This window comes from Agarilytica rhodophyticola, from assembly GCF_002157225.2.
GTDB classification, from domain to species: Bacteria; Pseudomonadota; Gammaproteobacteria; order Pseudomonadales; family Cellvibrionaceae; genus Agarilytica; species Agarilytica rhodophyticola.
In genome coordinates this window covers 5,473,815-5,490,508 of the sequence record NZ_CP020038.1, presented here as the reverse complement: position 1 = coordinate 5,490,508, position 16,694 = coordinate 5,473,815, and the positions used below count along the sequence as shown (strand labels likewise).

The window sequence follows — 16,694 nt, the reverse complement described above, 5'->3', positions numbered from 1 at the left end:
GTCTAAGTACAACGGCCCAGCCGTGTGTATAAGGCAGTAGGAAAGTTAAAAGTGTGAACTAAATAAGTATTCTTTATACCTAGTATAGTAAGTTCACCTTTTAGGAAAATCTATGATAGACTTCACTGCTTCTCTCGATATTGATAATGATAAAAATGTAAATTCACAGACGCACTCTTGTATTTTTTCTATAAAAAGTCGCAAGAAAGATATTAATAAATATAATCAAGCGCTCATAGAAGCGGCAGCTAACTTTGCTCCTAGTACATTGTCACTTATGATTGGTGCCGGTGCTGATATAAACTATCAAGATCGCCATGGTAATTCGGCTCTAAGTAGAGCGCTATTGAGCTTTGTTGCTATGTCGTTATCTGGCAATGCATCTGAAAGTAATACTGAGAAATGTCTTGAAATAGTAAAACTGTTGATTGTTGCTGGTGCGACACCTCGTACTCCGGTGAATGACATCTATATGTCTAAGAAAAAGTTCAGTAATTGTTTGTCTTTTATAGTAGAAAGCCTTGATTTTACAAATATCGATATGGATGAGGATTTTTTAACAAGGTTGTTAACTGCTGAGGTTGGATCTCAGTCATAAATATATTTATAAATTTTCTTCTTTAGTCTAAGGCTTATTCATCGTCTTCTAGCATAATCTATTGAATAAGTCTTAGGTGTCTATTTTTTCTTTCTATAATCGCTAGCTGAAAGACCAGTATATGCTTTGAAACGCCGGCCAAAAACTGTGAGTGACTCGTAACCCACATTAAAGCAAATTTGTTGAATACTTTGTTTTGAATTTGTGAGTAATTCTTTGGCAATTTCTAAACGATATTCTTGTAAGTATATTTGCAAAGACTTTCCTGTTGCCGATTTAAATCGGCGAGTTAAGTTGCGCGTACTAAAGCCGAAGCGCGCAGTTATTTCATCCATACTTAAAGGCTCTGCGTAGTGTTCTTCTAGCCAGTTTTGAATTGCCAGAATACGAGTATCACTATGCTGTTTACTCTCGACTGTATCGATAGTGATTTTTCTGTAGTCCCTTCTTGTTCCCATTAGGCAATGGCGTTCGCACTGTTGAGCTATTAGTGTGCCGCAAAATTCTTGAATTAAATACATACTTAGATCCATTGCTGCGTTTACTCCACCACCACAGTAAAGTCTGTTTTCAACCGTTTGCATTTGTTCTGCCTTTAAAATAACTTCGGGGTAGCGCTTACGAAAATCATCAGCATAGTGCCAGTGGGTAATTGCACTATGACCGTTTAAAAGTTTAGCCTCTGCCATAAAGTATGTTCCCGTTAATAAACCAAACACTAATGCACCATCTTTATGCTGTCGCCTTAGCCATGGGTAGAGGATTTGGTGTTGCTCTAAATAATCAGTGTTAACTCCCCAAACAGCAGGTAAGATTATGGCATCGTAGGATATTGTCGCTTGCTTAATAGATATATCCGGTGCTATAGACATATCGCCAAAGGCGTTAACTGGGCGATTGCTCAGGCCAACCAGTGTGATTGAAAAGGTAGGAGCTTGTTGTTGTCTGTGTTGAAATACCAAAGCGGTTTTTAGAATCTCTACAGTTAAACTAATAGAGCCTGCCCAGGCTGATTCACATACAAAAATTGCGATATGTTTCATAGTTAGCTCCACTATGTAGATATGCACAAGTATTCGTAATAACCTAGCCTTTTGCAAGAGGACAAATCTAATAATGGCCAAAACTGTTGAATACGTGTCTTGTAATGAGGAGTATCGAATTTGCCGCTGAGGTAGTATTTAATAGTAACGTTAAGATGAGCTGTTATCGATATAAGCACTCAATCCCCAGGAATATTCTATGAGTTATAAAAACCTAGTAAGTGCAGAAGAAATTCAAATATATACCTTAAAATCTGACTGGCAGGGCTTATGGCTATTACTGTTTAACTGGGGTTTAATTGCCTTAGCTTTTAGCTTACCTATTTTATGGCTTAATGCTGCGACTATTTTTATTAGTTTGGTATTGTTGGCTAATCGTCAATTGGGCTTGGCAATACTCATGCATGAATGCTCCCATTATAGTTTATTTAAACGTCGAAAACTCAACAATTGGCTTGGGAAAATATTATGTGCTGCCCCAGTTTTTGCCGACTTAGATGGTTACCGCCGTTATCATATGAGGCATCACAAAGAAGCAGGTACCACTACTGATCCCGATTATCCTAATTACAAGAATTATCCAATAACAAAAGGTAGTTTGATCCGAAAAACGTTAAGAGACTTAACCGGGTTAACAGGTATAAAAACTCTCTATGCGCTCATGTTAATGAATGCAGGTATTTTAAATTATGATATGTCGTATAAGAATAATTCAAATAAGTTTGATCTAAATGTGTGGCAAATTGTTAAAAACTTGTTAGCCAACTTATTTATGCCTGTTGTGGTAAATGTAATGATGTGGTGGATATTATATTTGTTTGATAACGCTTGGTTGTATGCCTTGTGGTGGATAAGCTACATGACTATCTATATGTTTATTTTGAGAGTACGTAATGCTGCTGAGCACGGTAACGTTATGGATTTGCTGAATAAAGATCCGCGTTTACATGCACGAACTACTTACGCTCGTTGGTGGGAGCGCTTAATTTTCGCGCCTAACTATGTTAACTATCATTTAGAACATCACCTTAGGCCTAATATTCCTTGCTACAATCTTAAGGCTTTTCACCGTTTCTTAAAACAAAAAGGAGTGTTGGATAAGGCTAACATTGCTAGTGGATATGACGAGGTTATCCGCGAATTGCTGGGAAAAAGAGATGCAATGACAACAAGTTAACTGTTATAGAAATTGAGCCCTATGAAGGCTCAATTTCTATTTACGTTATGCTCAATTAAAAACTCGCACTAGCTCTTATATACCAAAAACCTCCGTTGAATCCGTAGGGTGATGTTAAAGAAGCTTGCACTCCTAGAAATTGTAATACACCATTTTGTTCATCATCTGGTTCAACATCAAATACGTTGTCGCCACCAATCGCGAGAGTGTATTTCTCTGCCAGAGTCCAGCGTGCTTCTATATCGACTAGTGTATCTGGGCCATAAGCATTAGTATCTGTGCCATCCCCAGGCCCAAATAGACCACCGGTGCTCTCCCATTCACCGTAATAATTTAAACGGATGTAAGTATTGAAGATACCATTAGTATCGTAGTTAAAAGTAAGAACAGAACGTTGGTTGGGTACTTGATTTTCAAGATCGAAAACACGGGACTGATTGATTGTGCCTGCTCTAACACTTTTAACTTCTTGTTTATTGTAGCTGTGGCGCCAATCTACAGTGAGATCGCCTACCGGCATGTCAAAAGAACTACTGATATTAAGATCTATACCATTGATATCCGAATCAAATGCATTAGTGAAAAAGTTAGCATTACTGCCAAGTAATAAATTAGCATCGGCGACTCCAGCGTTAGTTAGCAAAGTAACTTGATCAGTATCTATAGTATTGTTTTGCAAAGCTAGACGATCTTCTATTTCTATATTGTAGTAATCTAAAGTAATAGTGGTGTTAGAAAGTGGTGTAAACACCGCCCCAATAGTAAAGCTTTGTGATTCCTCTGGCTCTAATGGAATTGCGCCTAATGCTATGGCAACCGGGTTATTGACCGGGTAAGTGCCATTAGGAATAAGATTACCGGCAGTATCAGATGTGGTAGTAATATTTAGTGTGTTAACTTGTCCCGGAGTAGGTGCTCTAAAACCAGTACTGGCTGTGGCGCGTAGAGCGAAAGAATCGGTGAAGGCAAAACGTGCAGAGAGTTTGCCATCAAAGGTGGAGTCGAACTCATCGAAGTCTTCCCAGCGCGCTGCGCCGCCGAGAGTAAGTTGCTCAGTTACATCGGCTTCAATATCAATGTACGCGGCAACGCTATCACTTTCAAAGTCTCCTGATGATTCGCTTGGGAAGCCTTGAAAACCGTCTGAGCCAACCCCGAAAAAAGCAGCGGTTGGGCCTGCCATAATCGATCCTGGATCGCCCGCAACAATCTCATAAGTTTCATTACGCAGTTCGAAGCCGAAGCCTATGTTCAATGGTGACGCTAATGCATCGATATTAATAGCTTGAGTAAAATCGCCATTAATACTAGATTCTTCTTGTATCAAGGTTCCTGGGGTAAAGCTAGTCGGCGATAGTCTTCCTAAGCTTGGATTGATAGTATCGGAGATTTGGTATTCCACTTCATTTTCGGCAAGACGGCCGCGTATTTTCCAGGTGAAATCATTGACTTCACCTTTTGCTCCGAACACAAACGCATAGTCACTGATGTTAACGCCGAACTCTGGGTTATAGCCGCCAGGGAATTGAGTGAAAATTGGATTACGCAAAACAAACCCACTTGGACTATTTGTATCACCTACTAAATAATCGGCGGGGTTTAAGCCTTGTGCGACAATAGAATCGATAAGTGTTTGAGGTGCATTGTCGGGAAGAAAGTCACCATTGGCATCTGTTTGTAGAGTGGCTCGTGCAGCAAATTGTTCGGAAGGATCGAGTACTGGGCCACGATAGAAAAATCCCGATATAGTTTCATTATCCATATAACTGGCATTGCTGAATAAGGACACATTATCTGTTAGTGCGAATTCTGAGTTTAAAAATAACTTGGTGGCATCGACTTCAGGATCTCCCCAGCGTTGACCGAGACCATTAAAGGGAACTTGCTCTGCTCCTACTACTCCTGCAACTTGCTGTGCATCCGGGCGGGCGTTGCCACGTGAGGTTGTGTCTGATGTGGAGTGTTCTAGTGTGGCGTTTAAAAAACCATTGTCACCTAAGCTGAAACCTGCGTTGGCACTCACTGAAAATCGATCGCCGTCTCCTTCGAAATAACTACCGTACTGTGCTGACAGTGTTAGACCCTCAGAAGCATCTTTAAGAATGATATTAACTACGCCGGCAATTGCGTCTGAGCCATATTGGGCAGATGCGCCATCACGCAATACTTCGATACGTTTGATGGCGGCAGATGGAATTGCTGAAAAATCAACACCTTGAGAGCCTTGGTTTGCGGTTCCCAGCGGAGCTAGTTGCAAGTTAACTAGGGCCGAACGGTGACGGCGTGTACCATTGACTAGTACCAGTGTTTGATCCGGTGAAAGATTACGTAGGGTTACTGGACGAATAAATGCCGTGCCATCAGCAATAGGAAAACGTTGGGTATTTAATGAAGGGGTGATTCGACTTAAGGAATCGGTGATATCAAAGGATGCTTGCTCGGCGATTTCTCCACCGCCTAGCACATCTATGGGGGAGAGTGTTTCTGATGGCGCGACACCTTCCCGGCGCGTACCTGTAACAATAACATTTTCTTCAATTGTCGTATTCTCTTTTTGTGATTGCTGTGCATTCACCATTGATGGCAATAAACAACTATATAGTGCGATCGCAAAAGAAAGTTTGTGTTTGCTAAAGCTCACAGTGTTGACCATCTCATATTTCCTCTTTGTTATTTTTTTATGATTTTAGTTTTATGGGTAATAGAGCGAAAAGTAGGGCGGCAACCTACATCAATAAAATTAAAAGTAGCGCTTTATTGTTAACATGTTTAACGAGAAGGTACAGTCTAGCCATAAGTTTTACCCACAACTTAAACGTGTGAAATTATTTTTAGCGTAAATTTTTTTAAAATTATCGTAGTGTTAATAGGGTTGCCTATTAGTTTATTCTTATTTTTCATAAATAAGTATAAATAAAATTCTTATCTATGGATATGGACTGAGTTTTTTTGGGTTGGTTTACACCAGAAAAAGCGGTAGGTTGAATTTAAAAAGCGGCCGATTGTGAAATCAGATCATTTGTATATCAGCCGCAATTGCGGGCCACTAACTGGCCCTGGCGAAAAAGAAATAATACGCGACAACTTTGTTGCCTTGTTTGTATTTAAAGGTACTCAATAGAGTTTAAATTATTTCAAGTGCTAGGGCCGTTGCCTCTCCACCACCTATACATAGCGATGCGAGGCCTTTGTTTAGTCCCTTTTGTTTTAAGGCATGAATAAGTGTTACTAATATTCTTGCTCCAGATGCGCCTATTGGGTGACCAAGAGCACAGGCACCGCCGTTGATATTGACCTTTTCAGGCTTTATTCCCACTTTGCTGATTGCAAGCATTGTGACCATGGCAAAGGCTTCGTTAATTTCGTATAAATCAACCTCGTCTTTACTCCATCCTATTTTTGTTAACAATTTATTAATTGCGATAACTGGTGCCACAGTAAAATGATCGGGTGCCATTGCGTGAGTATCGTGGCCAACAATTTTAGCTAGTGGTGTCAGACCTTGTTCCCTAGCAAGTGCTTCACTAGTCACTACCAGTGCTGCGGCGCCATCGGAAATTGAGCTTGAATTAGCAGCAGTAACAGTGCCGTCTGCTTTAAAGGCTGGTTTTAATGTAGGGATTTTCTCTGGCCGCGCTTTACCTGGTGTCTCATCTTCTTCAACAATTGTATCTGCTTTGCGTCCGGGAACTGTTATTGCGGCAATTTCTTGGGTGAATGCTCCCGACTCCATAGCGCTCTTGGCTTTAGATAACGATGCCAAAGCAAATTCGTCCATAGCTCCACGGGTGATCTGTTCCTCATCTGCCATCGATTGGGCGAAGCATCCCATTGCTTGGCCATCGTAGGCATTTTCCAAACCATCAAGCATCATATGATCAAGCATTTTGCCATGTCCCATGCGGTAGCCTGTGCGAGCTTTGGGTAAAATATAGGGGGCGTTGCTCATACTTTCCATGCCTCCGGCGAGTACTGCATTTGCCGAGCCTGCTTTAATTAAATCGTGGGCTAGCATCACGGCCTTCATGCCCGAACCACAAACTTTATTTATCGTCGTGACACCTGCTTGTAGCGGCAAATCAGCTCCCAAAGCAGCTTGTCTCGCTGGAGATTGTCCTAGGCCTGCTGGTAATACGCAGCCCATAATTACTTCATTTACTAGTGATTTTTCTAGGCCTGAATCCTCGATGGCAGCTTTAATTGCATGTGCACCAAGATCCGTTGCACTCAGCGGGGAAAGAGCCCCCATAAATGCTCCGATGGGGGTGCGCTTGGCGGCAGCAATAACAACGGTATCATTCGTCATAAACAGACTCCACTAAAATATATTTTGCTTTTCTTATTTTATGTTTTATGCAAGGTGGGTAGCCATAAATTGGAAGCTTTTTACCTTGCCTCTATGCAAAGAATACCATGCAATCCAGGCGGAGTGTTCACTATATCCTATGACCTTCTATATCACCTTTGATATATGACGCGTGTTTAGATAACTTTCTTAGGTGGGCTCTCACAAGACTTTCAGGGGACATTTAAAGTAGGCAAAGTCTCTATGGTTTCGACCTGTAACTTAGCTGCTTGCAGGTAAGATTGCCATAGGGAGCGTTTTGTATCTTTGTCTAAACAGCGAAAATCATTAAGCGATAGCACTCGGTGTTTGATTAAATCAAGTAAAACCGTTTGATCGAGCTCTAGTAGTACTCGTTTTTTTGTTTTCATGTCATTTTGACCTTGCATCTGAAAAGGCATTAATCTATATTGATAATGATTATCATTATCGTTTAATTTGAGGCAATGTCAAGATGAAATATTTATGTGAATATCACCGAGAGTTGATCTGTACGGATGAGCAGGCGGCACTTAAGCTATGGCATAAAGCGATGTCGCGCTCCTTCGCTGCGAGCCAACAAGAAGACTTTTGTTTGGCGCAATCTATGTCTGGTACTGCTGTTGATATTGCGATTACACGCTTGAATATTGAGCGGCATCGTTACGAGACTAAGGTGTTTCTACCAGAGCATCTCTCTGATTCCGGGCGCTTACTTGTTGACTGTTTATGTTATTTAAATCAGTATGATGAAGCAGAAGAAATGCTAATTTATATGCAGAATTATTTTCTAAAAAAAATTGCCGAAAAGCGTAATACTCATGATCAAAAGAAGTATTACATGAGGTTATTAGAAGAATTTTCTAGGCGTGTTTCAGCCTTGCTAAGAATAAGAGGAAAATCCAATCGTGCAGATAGTATTTCGTTGCTTTGCAATAAAGTGATGATATCTGTAAAACGGCAATATTTATATTAGGAATCAAGTTAAATATTATTATTCAATTTATAAATGTATTGATTTGGCGCTTAATTTTCTCATATTTATTTTTCTTAAATGCTAGTAGTAATTATTTCCTGCGTTAATTAAATATAAATTTCAAGCTAAAAAATCAATATATTTTTTAAAGAAGTAATGTGTGTCAAAGATAGTATTTTACCGTGTTCATCTTTGACATTGCTTAGTTAACTCAATTAGAATCACTTATGTAATTTTTCGGTAGTGTTAATAGAATTAATAGTTTTCCAGCAGTAATTTTAATAGTGGTATCAAAACTATCAAAAAGGCAGGAGAATCATATAGTGAATATTAAAGTTTTATTTCCAGCTGTTTTATCTTTTTTCATTACATCTAATGTGCAAGCCGATAAACAACCTCCAGTTATGGAAGAAATTTTAAATCAACCAGAAACTCAGCAATTTTCTGGTTCTGAATTTATGGAGTGTTTTGTTGATACACCGGCGTTGGATCAGTTTACTCGAAATGTTTGTTTTAGTGTTGCCAATGCTAGAACCACTACAGCCGTCTTTCGCATTCAAGGTGGACCGTCGTCAAATTTTCGAGTTATTTGGTCTGATAGTCGCTGCTCCCAAAATTCGAAGTCCTGTTCTCTTCCGATTTTTCAATACAGATCTATTAGTATTTCGGCAGATGTTCTAAACCTTTCAAATAATCAGTTTTTCAGTGTAAGTGCCCAAGCGTTTTATGAAGGTTTTAACTAGGGTTTACTAGTCGTCCTCAGATACTTTCAACATTAAGCAAGGACTGTGCGCAGCACACCTTGCTTCCTTGTTTGTCCATTCCTCATATTTCCATTGCCTGCTAATTTCGGCCTTTTAGAGTCGGTATTTTTTTGTCATTCATTACAAAATTTCTTGACAGACGGTTTTTTTGGTATTTTAATACCTTTCAGTACATAAGTGAGTCATGTTTGTACGTTGCGCTGACAAGTAACTGGAGAAAATATGTCACAGCTTTTTAAACCCCTAGAAATGGGGCCTTTTAGTCTACGTAATCGCATTATTATGGCACCTGTCAGCCGTAATCGTGCTAATAGGCAAGGCGTTCCTTCATCCTATGCAGTTGAATATTATCGGCAGCGTGCCAGTGCCGGATTGATTATTGCTGAGTCTACCGCCATCAATGCTTCCAGTGGCGGTATGAATGCGCCTGGTATTTATTCGCTAGAGCAGATACGAGCGTGGAAAAAAGTGACTGATGCTGTGCACGAAGAAGGCGGTCTTATTTTTCTTCAATTATGGCATTCTGGACGTGCAACTCATGACTCTTTGTTGCCGGAGGGTATTACCACTGGTGCACCTTCTGCTATTCGAATTCAGCGCGAAGTAATAACTTACGAAGGTATGCAACAGTGTTCACAGCCTCATGAATTTAGTCGTACAGAAATTAAAAACCTCGTACAAGATCATCAGATAGCAGCGACAAATGCTCTTGAAGCCGGCTTTGATGGGGTAGAAATTCACGCTGCTAATGGCTATTTGATCGATCAATTTCTACAAGATGGCCCCAACCAACGCGAAGACGAATATGGTGGCTCAATTGAAAATCGAAGCCGTTTCTTGATGGAAATTATTGATGTTGTCACAAAGGTATGGGGGGCTGAACGAGTAGGAGTCAGGGTATCACCTAGCGGAGATTTTAATGAGATAACTGATCGCGATCCTTTCGCAACGTTTAGTTTTCTTTTTTCTAAGTTAAATAAAATTGGCTTAGCCTACTTACACAGTGTTGAGCAATTCCCTTGGTCACCCGTTTTACAATCCAATAAAATATTAAATGATCGACTTCGTCCTTTTTGGCATGGCGTATATTTTGCCAATGGTGGCTTTAATGCAGACTCAGGAAATACCCATATTGCCCAAGGTTTAGCGAGTGCTATCACCTATGGTCGGCCATTTATTGCTAACCCAGATCTGACAGAGCGCTTTAAAGCTGGAGCTGGGCTCAATACCATTGACGAAAATACAATTTATGGTGGAGATTATCGAGGTTATACTGATTATCCATATCTGTCATCGAGTGCTAATTGATGCAGTATTCTGGAAAGGGTTAAAATTTTTAAAAAAAGTTTAAACCAAACGAACTATTTGTAGTCCAACAGTACCCAATAATTGCTTTGTAGCGAATTGCTGCATAATTAGAGAAGTTCTATGGATACTGTATTACAACATCGCCTTAATCTATCTTTGCTATTGCTGCGTATTGGTGTCGTTATTGTTATGGGCATCTGGACTATAGATAAATTTGTCAATCCCGCTCACGCCAGTGCAGTATTTGCTCATTTTTATCATATTAGTGACTTGAGCGTAAATACGTCTTACATCTTAGGTGTTTTACAGTTAGCAATTGTCGTCTGTTTTTTAGCAGGATTTATGCGAACATGGTCTTATGGTTTAGTCTTTTTAATGCATGCAGGCTCTACTTTAAGTTCTTATGCTCGTTATATTGAACCCTGGGAAAAGACGAATTTATTGTTCTTCGCAGCTTGGCCTATGTTGGCTGCGCTAGCCGTTTTATTTATTTTACGGGAATATGATAACTGGACTATCGACGCAAGGAGATTGCAAAACTCTGAAGCTATTAGTTAAGTGATAAAACTTTAATGTTCTATAGCTTAAGGCTAAGTTTATAAAGAACTTTGGGGAAATATATAAGAGCAATATATTTCCCCAAAGATGGGTATTAGAAAGTGTACTGTAACTGTACTCCTATAATTGTCCTTGACCCTGAGTCTATTTCAATAACATTGCGTATAGCTGGGTTTGATGCATCGGCAAAGCTAATTACGTTATCACTGCCATTATCAAAGTAGAAGATTTCTGGGCGAATTCGAAAACCTCTAGCAATCCAAGGTAAGTCTATTGGTGCACTGATGCCTAGCATAGAACTACTATAATCATCGCCTAGATCGTCTACTTCACTAGTAGATTGTCCGGCAATGAAGTGGATTATTCCTTGAGATTGTCCGGCTGTAAAACGATAGCCCAAATCTATCCAGTAGTTTTGATTAGTGCTGTCGGCAATACCAAGTGAACCATTGCTATTGGCGAAAACTATAGCGCCTGCATTATTACCAGCAGGTGAACCTCGCTGCGACATTTCAGTGTTACCCCAATTTTCACCTATACCATATTCTGCGGCTATCACCCATGAACCAAAACCTCTTCTTAAACCTAATGAAGCCCCCCAAATAGTTAGCTTATCATCGACAACATTACTACTTACCTGATCATAGGTTTGATGGTGAACAAAAGCACCAGGAAATAACTGCCAATTAAATGTTCGATAGGCACCACCCACATCTATACGAGGAAATACACTGGATTTAATTCCAATGGGTGTTCTAAAATTGTTTTGGGTATTGGTATTATCTACTAATGTATCGCCAGTATTTGGGTCTAAAAATGCAAAAGCGAATGCTCCTTTACGATTTTGTAAGCGATACGTAAAACGGACTTGCGATTGTCTACCGGGGGATACATTACCAACGGACTGGCCCGAGTTGTTGACCATAGCAACATCAGGATTTAACGGCGCGAAGGGCGTAGATGTTTGACCTGCTAATATTTGCCATTGCTCATTTATATCCCAAGTGCCGAAGGCGTGACGTATTGCAACAGAATCCCCCATTCCGGTTTCGATATACATGCCAACATTATCTTCATTTGTCCAACGCACCCGCAGTCGTGAGTTGTTGGCTAAATCTACTACGGTACGATCAAGTGTGGTATTGCCGATATCATTACTTTCGTAAAATGAATTTGTAAATATGATTCCACCAATCGTTGATTTGGCGAAGCTAGTATTAGCGCAAAAAATTAATCCCGCACCGGCAATGGCGAGTAGCTGCTTTTTCATAGATGTTTCCATAGGTAAGTTTAGAGATCGAGTTTTCATCCAATCAGTAATCGCAGGCAAAAGAAGCCCCTGAGGAGTGCCCCATACAAAAATTAAAGTGTTGAACTAGTGTTAACTGGACCCAGTTATTAATTAGTGGCAGTAGGTCCTAACAATGGCGTGATAACGGCTGTGTTTAAAACACAGCGTCAAACATACCGTTTCTTGCGAGCTATGAAGTAGCTTCTAATATTTATATGCCATAAGATGAGTCCCTTTTTTTTTTAGTTTTTTAATCGACAGAATCGAGCAGAGGATCAGCCGTGAGCTGATCTTTTTCGTCATGTAATTTCTTTTTTTTGACTTTCTTTTTAAGCTCTTTTTCTTTATTCGGCTTTTTCGTGGAAGTTTTAAATCTAACCGGCTTTTCAGTGATTTTTTTATTTTCGGCAAGGCTTTCTTCAAGCTTATCTGGTGTTATTTGTTCGTCTACTTTTTTTCCTCCTGTTTGAATGACGATATTACTTTCACCGTACTCTTTAACATCTTCCCTTTGTGTTTCATGTAACAGAAGATCTGGAGTTTCCTGCTCGTCCGTGTGCTGTCCATAAGATGCGAAAGAAAGCGTACCTATAAGTCCAATAGATAAAACTCTTACGATAATTGTCTTACCCACACTAAAGTTAGTGCGATATATATTTAATAGATGCATGTTTTTACCCTCTAAAGCTACCTATATCACTAGTTTGCCACATATATTCATAGCACCTAAATAATTGTTCTCGGTTTAAAAGTCATGGCAGAGAGCGAATGCTTATATGGTGATTCGCCTATTTTCTCAACTTTACCCCGTGCCAGTTTGTAACGTGGGCGTTGACTGATGGGATCCAGCACTCGTCCCGCTAGCGCATTGGTAGCACCTTTTGCTGACGGTAAATTAAAATAAGTGAAGGACACGCCCTTTTTAACCGCATCGGTGACAATTGCTACTGCTTCAAAACTGGCAGAATCCATAGTGATATAGCCGTTCTTCATCATTTCTGTAAAGGTCATGTCTTTAACTTCTTTCCAAGTAAGACCAATAGTAGACTCAATTTTTTCTCTCGAAGTTTTTTCAGGCTTATTACGGTTTTTCTTAGGTCGCGGAGGACGGGCTTGAGTTTCCGCACCGCCAAAAGCGTCGAGTAGAGGATCGTCTATTTCGATTTCAGATGAACCCATATCATCGGTAACTATACCTTGATCTGTTACGTATTCATCATCTGTAACTGCTTGTAGTAAATCCGGTTCTTCAATATCGGCATTCGCTTGAAGAGGGATTACACCGCGTACACCGCGATCTTTTTTGGTGTGGTCGTACCCTCCCACTTCGACAGGTATTTTGTCCGACCATACGCGTAGCTGGTCACCACTTTCGATACCCCGTTTTGCTGCGTCTTCGGGATGGATCTCCAACCAATTGTCCGGCCAGCGTTGTTTTATATAAGGACGGCGCATTTGATCATCGAATCCTGACTGCCAAAATTCATTGATACGACCTGTAGTAACCCATAACTCATCTTCTTCAGGCCGCATAAATTCCCAATAGTCGCTGAATAATTCCCAGGGAGCTTTAAGCAGGTTTGCACGTCCTGTGCTGGTATTAAACATGGTTAAAGATCGCGGATTTATAGGAGTGAGTCCGGTGGGAGTGCCCGTTGTTAAGGTGTCGTCGTGTAAACGTTTAGTGCCAACGAGTTTGCCGTCTTCCCAGCGAATTGGCCCTTGTATGCCTTCTGTACCGTATTCACGCAATAGTTCGTGAGCGCGCTTATCATATTTTTTTGCATATTCAACTAATGCAAGATAACTGGTTCTACGGTTGCGATTATAGAATGCTGCATCTTCAAAAACTTCATTGCTGTCTTTCCAATCAAATCCTGAAAAACCCATTCGTTTGGCAAATTTTGCCGCTATCTTCCAATCGGGCAAAGCCTCTCCTGGTGCATCATAAAATTTAGAGTATAAACGTATACGACGTTCACCATTGGCTCGGGTAAAATCCTCTTCGCCCCAGGTAGCAGCGGGTAAGACAATGTCTGAAAAACGCGTACCTATTGGAGTGACTGGATAGATGTCCTGGTCAACCATCACCATGCCACCGCTGGACATGCGTTTTTTCAAAGTATTAATCACATCTTTTTTATTTGTACTGGTAACCTGATGCGCATTGCCCCGTGTCAATTTTTCGAAGGTATCGATTAAATGTTTTGAAGCGACCATAGCATGGGTCCAGGTTGTGCCTATAACCCAAGTGAATTTTGCCCGACCATCTTCCACCCAACGATCTAAATCTATCCCTTGTTTACGCCATCCTGGGAATTTTTCTGGTGCTTCTTCTTCTGGATATCTTCCTCCTGGCATCATCCCTCGCTGATGTCCACCAAAACGGGAGATGACTTGACCAGGTCGGTTACCTGCGCCACAAATTAAGCCAAGAGCAGAAATTGAGGCGGTATTTAAATAATTATTTGACCAGTAGAGGCCTTTTTCAAAACCAAAAGATGCTTTTGGACGGCTGCCATCGGCATTGGGTTTAGCTAGCCACTGTGCGGCTAAGGTGATTTTTTCAGCCGGGATACCGGTAATGTTTTCGGCGTTGGCAAGCTCGGCATGCTTATTGTCTAGTATCCACTTTTTAAAATCCTCATAACCATCCGCCTGGAAAACTTCATTTTCTATCTCGGCTCTATTATTAATCCATTTGTTGACAAACTCTTTATCTTGCCAATCATTTTCTACAATGATACGAGCAATAGCATAATTTAAAATAGTATCCGTTCCCGGATTTATTTCTAAATATAGGCCCCCCATTTTTTCTGCATAAGCAACACCTGTTGTTTTGCGAGGTACCACAGCAATGACTTTCATACCGCGTTCGCGTATGCCTTTTAAAATCCATTCTGTATATACAATAGTTTTAGATTCAAATGGATCTGTCCCTGACATAAATAATACATCAGCGAGTGACCAGTCTTCATAGGATGCGGAAAAATTATCGATACCTGCATCGGCCATTCCCGGCGTATCAGGCCCATGGCCCGTAGGTTGATCGTGAACTGCCCAAGCAGGTGTTCTCATTCTACCCAGTGCTAATTTAGTGAGAGCGTGAGTGTTTTCCCAATATTGATAGGAGTACATTTTCATGGCCCAAGCTGAGCGGCCATATTCGTCGAGGACATGTTGCGATAATTCCGCCATAATATCTATTGCATCATCCCAGCTTATGCGCTGTAGTTCACCATTAACTCTCAGCATCGGATATTGTAGACGATCTCGTGTTGCGCTATCGGGGTTATAGCATTTTTTTGCAATAGTGCCGCCGCGAATACTGTGGTCACCTTTAACATTCACTACTGTCGAGTCTTTATCGGCAACAACTAAAACATTATGCGCTTTGCCGTCAACACTAACAATATTATGCTGATTTGGGCTAGCCCAAGCGCCGCTTAATATAGGTGCTGGAAAGTCTACGCCAAAAGCGTTGCTACTCGCGTCGATATCGCCATCATTGCCAACTGGCCAACGAAAAACTTTATAACCGCATCCGGTGATACAGTAGTCACAGGCAGTAGTAAATACCTCTGCATTTTTGGGTGGTAGAGGTACATTGTCTTTCTCTATATGTATTAAATCATCACTACTCATGCTTAAACCCTCTATATCTTCCAGACTCACATATGCAAATTATCGTGATGGCCATAAATAAGTCCCATCACGCCGGTGGCATAAATATCATCACCTTTAATCTCGAGAAGTATCTGCGGTAAGCTTTCTGTTGCATGTCCAGCCACCACCATACCGTGGCGGGTTAAGTCAAAAGTAGATAAATGCAGAGGGCAGGGGCCGGCAACTTGATGCTCTGCATTATATAAACCATTTAGTGGGCCGCCCATATGAGGGCAATAACTATTAAATGCTACAATATCTTGTTTTTTACCTACACCACCTCCCGCCTGGGTCCCTACTTTTACTAAAAAATTCTGGCATTGAATACTTTCGTCACGGGGGTAGCGAAAATAGACTTGTTCATTATCTTTAAGCTGGCTAACTTTTGCTATTTTTTTTTGTGGGTAGGTCTTCACTAGTCCATCCAAAGCAATCGCTACACCCGGAACCGAGTTTAGTACTACAGATGAGCCCCCCATCAATAGAAAATTACGCCGGGATAAACAGGGTTTATCCTTAAAGTTATCTTTATCGGAAAACATATTTTTATACCCACTGTTTAGTTTTTTATAGGTAGGTTGGCAAAGTATTCTGCTAATGAGTAAATATCTTTGTCACTCAAACTTTTAGCCATAGGAGACATGATTTCATTTTTTCTATCACCATCACGATAAGCAAATAATTGTTTTTCTATATATTTTTGTTTTTGGCCAGCTAAATTAGGATAGAAAGGTAAGTTTGAAACACCATCTTCACCATGACAACCAAAACAAGTTTGCGCATTTTTATTTACTATCTTTTGTTGTTCATTCAGGGCGCTGTGACTGTTGCTAGATATAGTGATTAATATACCTACTAGAAAGCGATTTATCTTTTTCACAAATCTCTCCATTTCAATTTTTGTGAAATTTTATAAAAATAATTGTTTTCTGATTTTTTGAGGTTCCTTGTTGTTTTTATAGTTCCAGAAGAAGTGACGCAAAAAGACT

General features: G+C 40.4%; 15 protein-coding genes. 6 read left to right on the top strand and 9 right to left on the bottom strand.

From position 1 onward, the window contains the following. Nucleotides 1-112 precede the first annotated feature (112 nt). Entirely contained in the window at nucleotides 113-598 is a 486-nt protein-coding gene (locus BVC89_RS22810) for an ankyrin repeat domain-containing protein (RefSeq protein WP_086933421.1), read from the top strand. An 80-nt stretch (nucleotides 599-678) separates the two neighbouring features. Here the strand turns inward: BVC89_RS22810 and BVC89_RS22805 are convergent, their stop codons facing one another. Further along, nucleotides 679-1,641: a GlxA family transcriptional regulator gene (locus BVC89_RS22805; RefSeq protein WP_086933420.1), complete on the bottom strand. Its 963-nt coding sequence runs from the start codon at nucleotides 1,639-1,641 to the stop codon at nucleotides 679-681. A 199-nt stretch (nucleotides 1,642-1,840) separates the two neighbouring features. Here BVC89_RS22805 and BVC89_RS22800 point away from each other — a divergent pair, with 199 nt between their 5' ends. Beyond that, nucleotides 1,841-2,818: a fatty acid desaturase family protein gene (locus tag BVC89_RS22800; RefSeq protein ID WP_086933419.1), complete on the top strand. Its 978-nt coding sequence runs from the start codon at nucleotides 1,841-1,843 to the stop codon at nucleotides 2,816-2,818. A 55-nt stretch (nucleotides 2,819-2,873) separates the two neighbouring features. On the opposite strand, the gene BVC89_RS22795 is transcribed toward BVC89_RS22800, so the two are convergent. The 3 genes from BVC89_RS22795 to BVC89_RS22785 form a co-directional block, all read right to left on the bottom strand. Further along, nucleotides 2,874-5,471 carry a TonB-dependent receptor plug domain-containing protein gene (locus tag BVC89_RS22795; protein WP_086933418.1) on the bottom strand — a complete coding sequence of 866 codons (2,598 nt, stop codon included), beginning with the start codon at nucleotides 5,469-5,471 and terminating at the stop codon, nucleotides 2,874-2,876. A gap of 471 nt (nucleotides 5,472-5,942) precedes the next feature. Continuing rightward, nucleotides 5,943-7,124, bottom strand: coding sequence for an acetyl-CoA C-acyltransferase (locus BVC89_RS22790; protein WP_086933417.1), 1,182 nt, complete (start codon nucleotides 7,122-7,124; stop codon nucleotides 5,943-5,945). Between the two features lie 212 nt (nucleotides 7,125-7,336). Then, on the bottom strand, nucleotides 7,337-7,534 hold the full coding sequence (locus BVC89_RS22785) for a hypothetical protein (protein ID WP_158658077.1): 198 nt from the start codon (nucleotides 7,532-7,534) through the stop codon (nucleotides 7,337-7,339). Between the two features lie 83 nt (nucleotides 7,535-7,617). Here BVC89_RS22785 and BVC89_RS22780 point away from each other — a divergent pair, with 83 nt between their 5' ends. From BVC89_RS22780 to BVC89_RS22765, 4 genes are all read left to right on the top strand, one after another. Further along, nucleotides 7,618-8,118, top strand: coding sequence for a hypothetical protein (locus BVC89_RS22780; RefSeq protein WP_086933415.1), 501 nt, complete (start codon nucleotides 7,618-7,620; stop codon nucleotides 8,116-8,118). Between the two features lie 323 nt (nucleotides 8,119-8,441). After that, nucleotides 8,442-8,861, top strand: coding sequence for a hypothetical protein (locus tag BVC89_RS22775; RefSeq protein WP_086933414.1), 420 nt, complete (start codon nucleotides 8,442-8,444; stop codon nucleotides 8,859-8,861). Nucleotides 8,862-9,104: 243 nt separating this feature from the next. Then, a complete protein-coding gene (locus tag BVC89_RS22770) occupies nucleotides 9,105-10,190 on the top strand; it encodes an alkene reductase (RefSeq protein WP_086933413.1) in 1,086 nt (361 codons plus the stop codon). 120 nt (nucleotides 10,191-10,310) lie between these two features. Continuing rightward, complete coding sequence (locus tag BVC89_RS22765) at nucleotides 10,311-10,748, top strand: hypothetical protein (protein WP_086933412.1); 438 nt, start codon at nucleotides 10,311-10,313, stop codon at nucleotides 10,746-10,748. A 94-nt stretch (nucleotides 10,749-10,842) separates the two neighbouring features. Here the strand turns inward: BVC89_RS22765 and BVC89_RS22760 are convergent, their stop codons facing one another. The 5 genes from BVC89_RS22760 to BVC89_RS22740 all read right to left on the bottom strand — a co-directional run bounded on the left by BVC89_RS22760 (nucleotide 10,843) and on the right by BVC89_RS22740 (nucleotide 16,585). Further along, nucleotides 10,843-12,018, bottom strand: coding sequence for a hypothetical protein (locus BVC89_RS22760; protein ID WP_086933411.1), 1,176 nt, complete (start codon nucleotides 12,016-12,018; stop codon nucleotides 10,843-10,845). Nucleotides 12,019-12,289: 271 nt separating this feature from the next. Then, nucleotides 12,290-12,709, bottom strand: coding sequence for a hypothetical protein (locus BVC89_RS22755; RefSeq protein ID WP_086933410.1), 420 nt, complete (start codon nucleotides 12,707-12,709; stop codon nucleotides 12,290-12,292). A 56-nt stretch (nucleotides 12,710-12,765) separates the two neighbouring features. Further along, complete coding sequence (locus BVC89_RS22750; protein ID WP_086933409.1) at nucleotides 12,766-15,684, bottom strand: arsenate reductase (azurin) large subunit; 2,919 nt, start codon at nucleotides 15,682-15,684, stop codon at nucleotides 12,766-12,768. 26 nt (nucleotides 15,685-15,710) lie between these two features. Next, the gene (locus BVC89_RS22745; RefSeq protein ID WP_086933408.1) at nucleotides 15,711-16,247 is read right to left on the bottom strand and encodes an arsenate reductase (azurin) small subunit; all 537 of its coding nucleotides are present in this window, start codon (nucleotides 16,245-16,247) and stop codon (nucleotides 15,711-15,713) included. Between the two features lie 17 nt (nucleotides 16,248-16,264). Further along, nucleotides 16,265-16,585: a c-type cytochrome gene (locus BVC89_RS22740; RefSeq protein ID WP_216825026.1), complete on the bottom strand. Its 321-nt coding sequence runs from the start codon at nucleotides 16,583-16,585 to the stop codon at nucleotides 16,265-16,267. Between the last annotated feature and the right edge of the window lie 109 nt (nucleotides 16,586-16,694).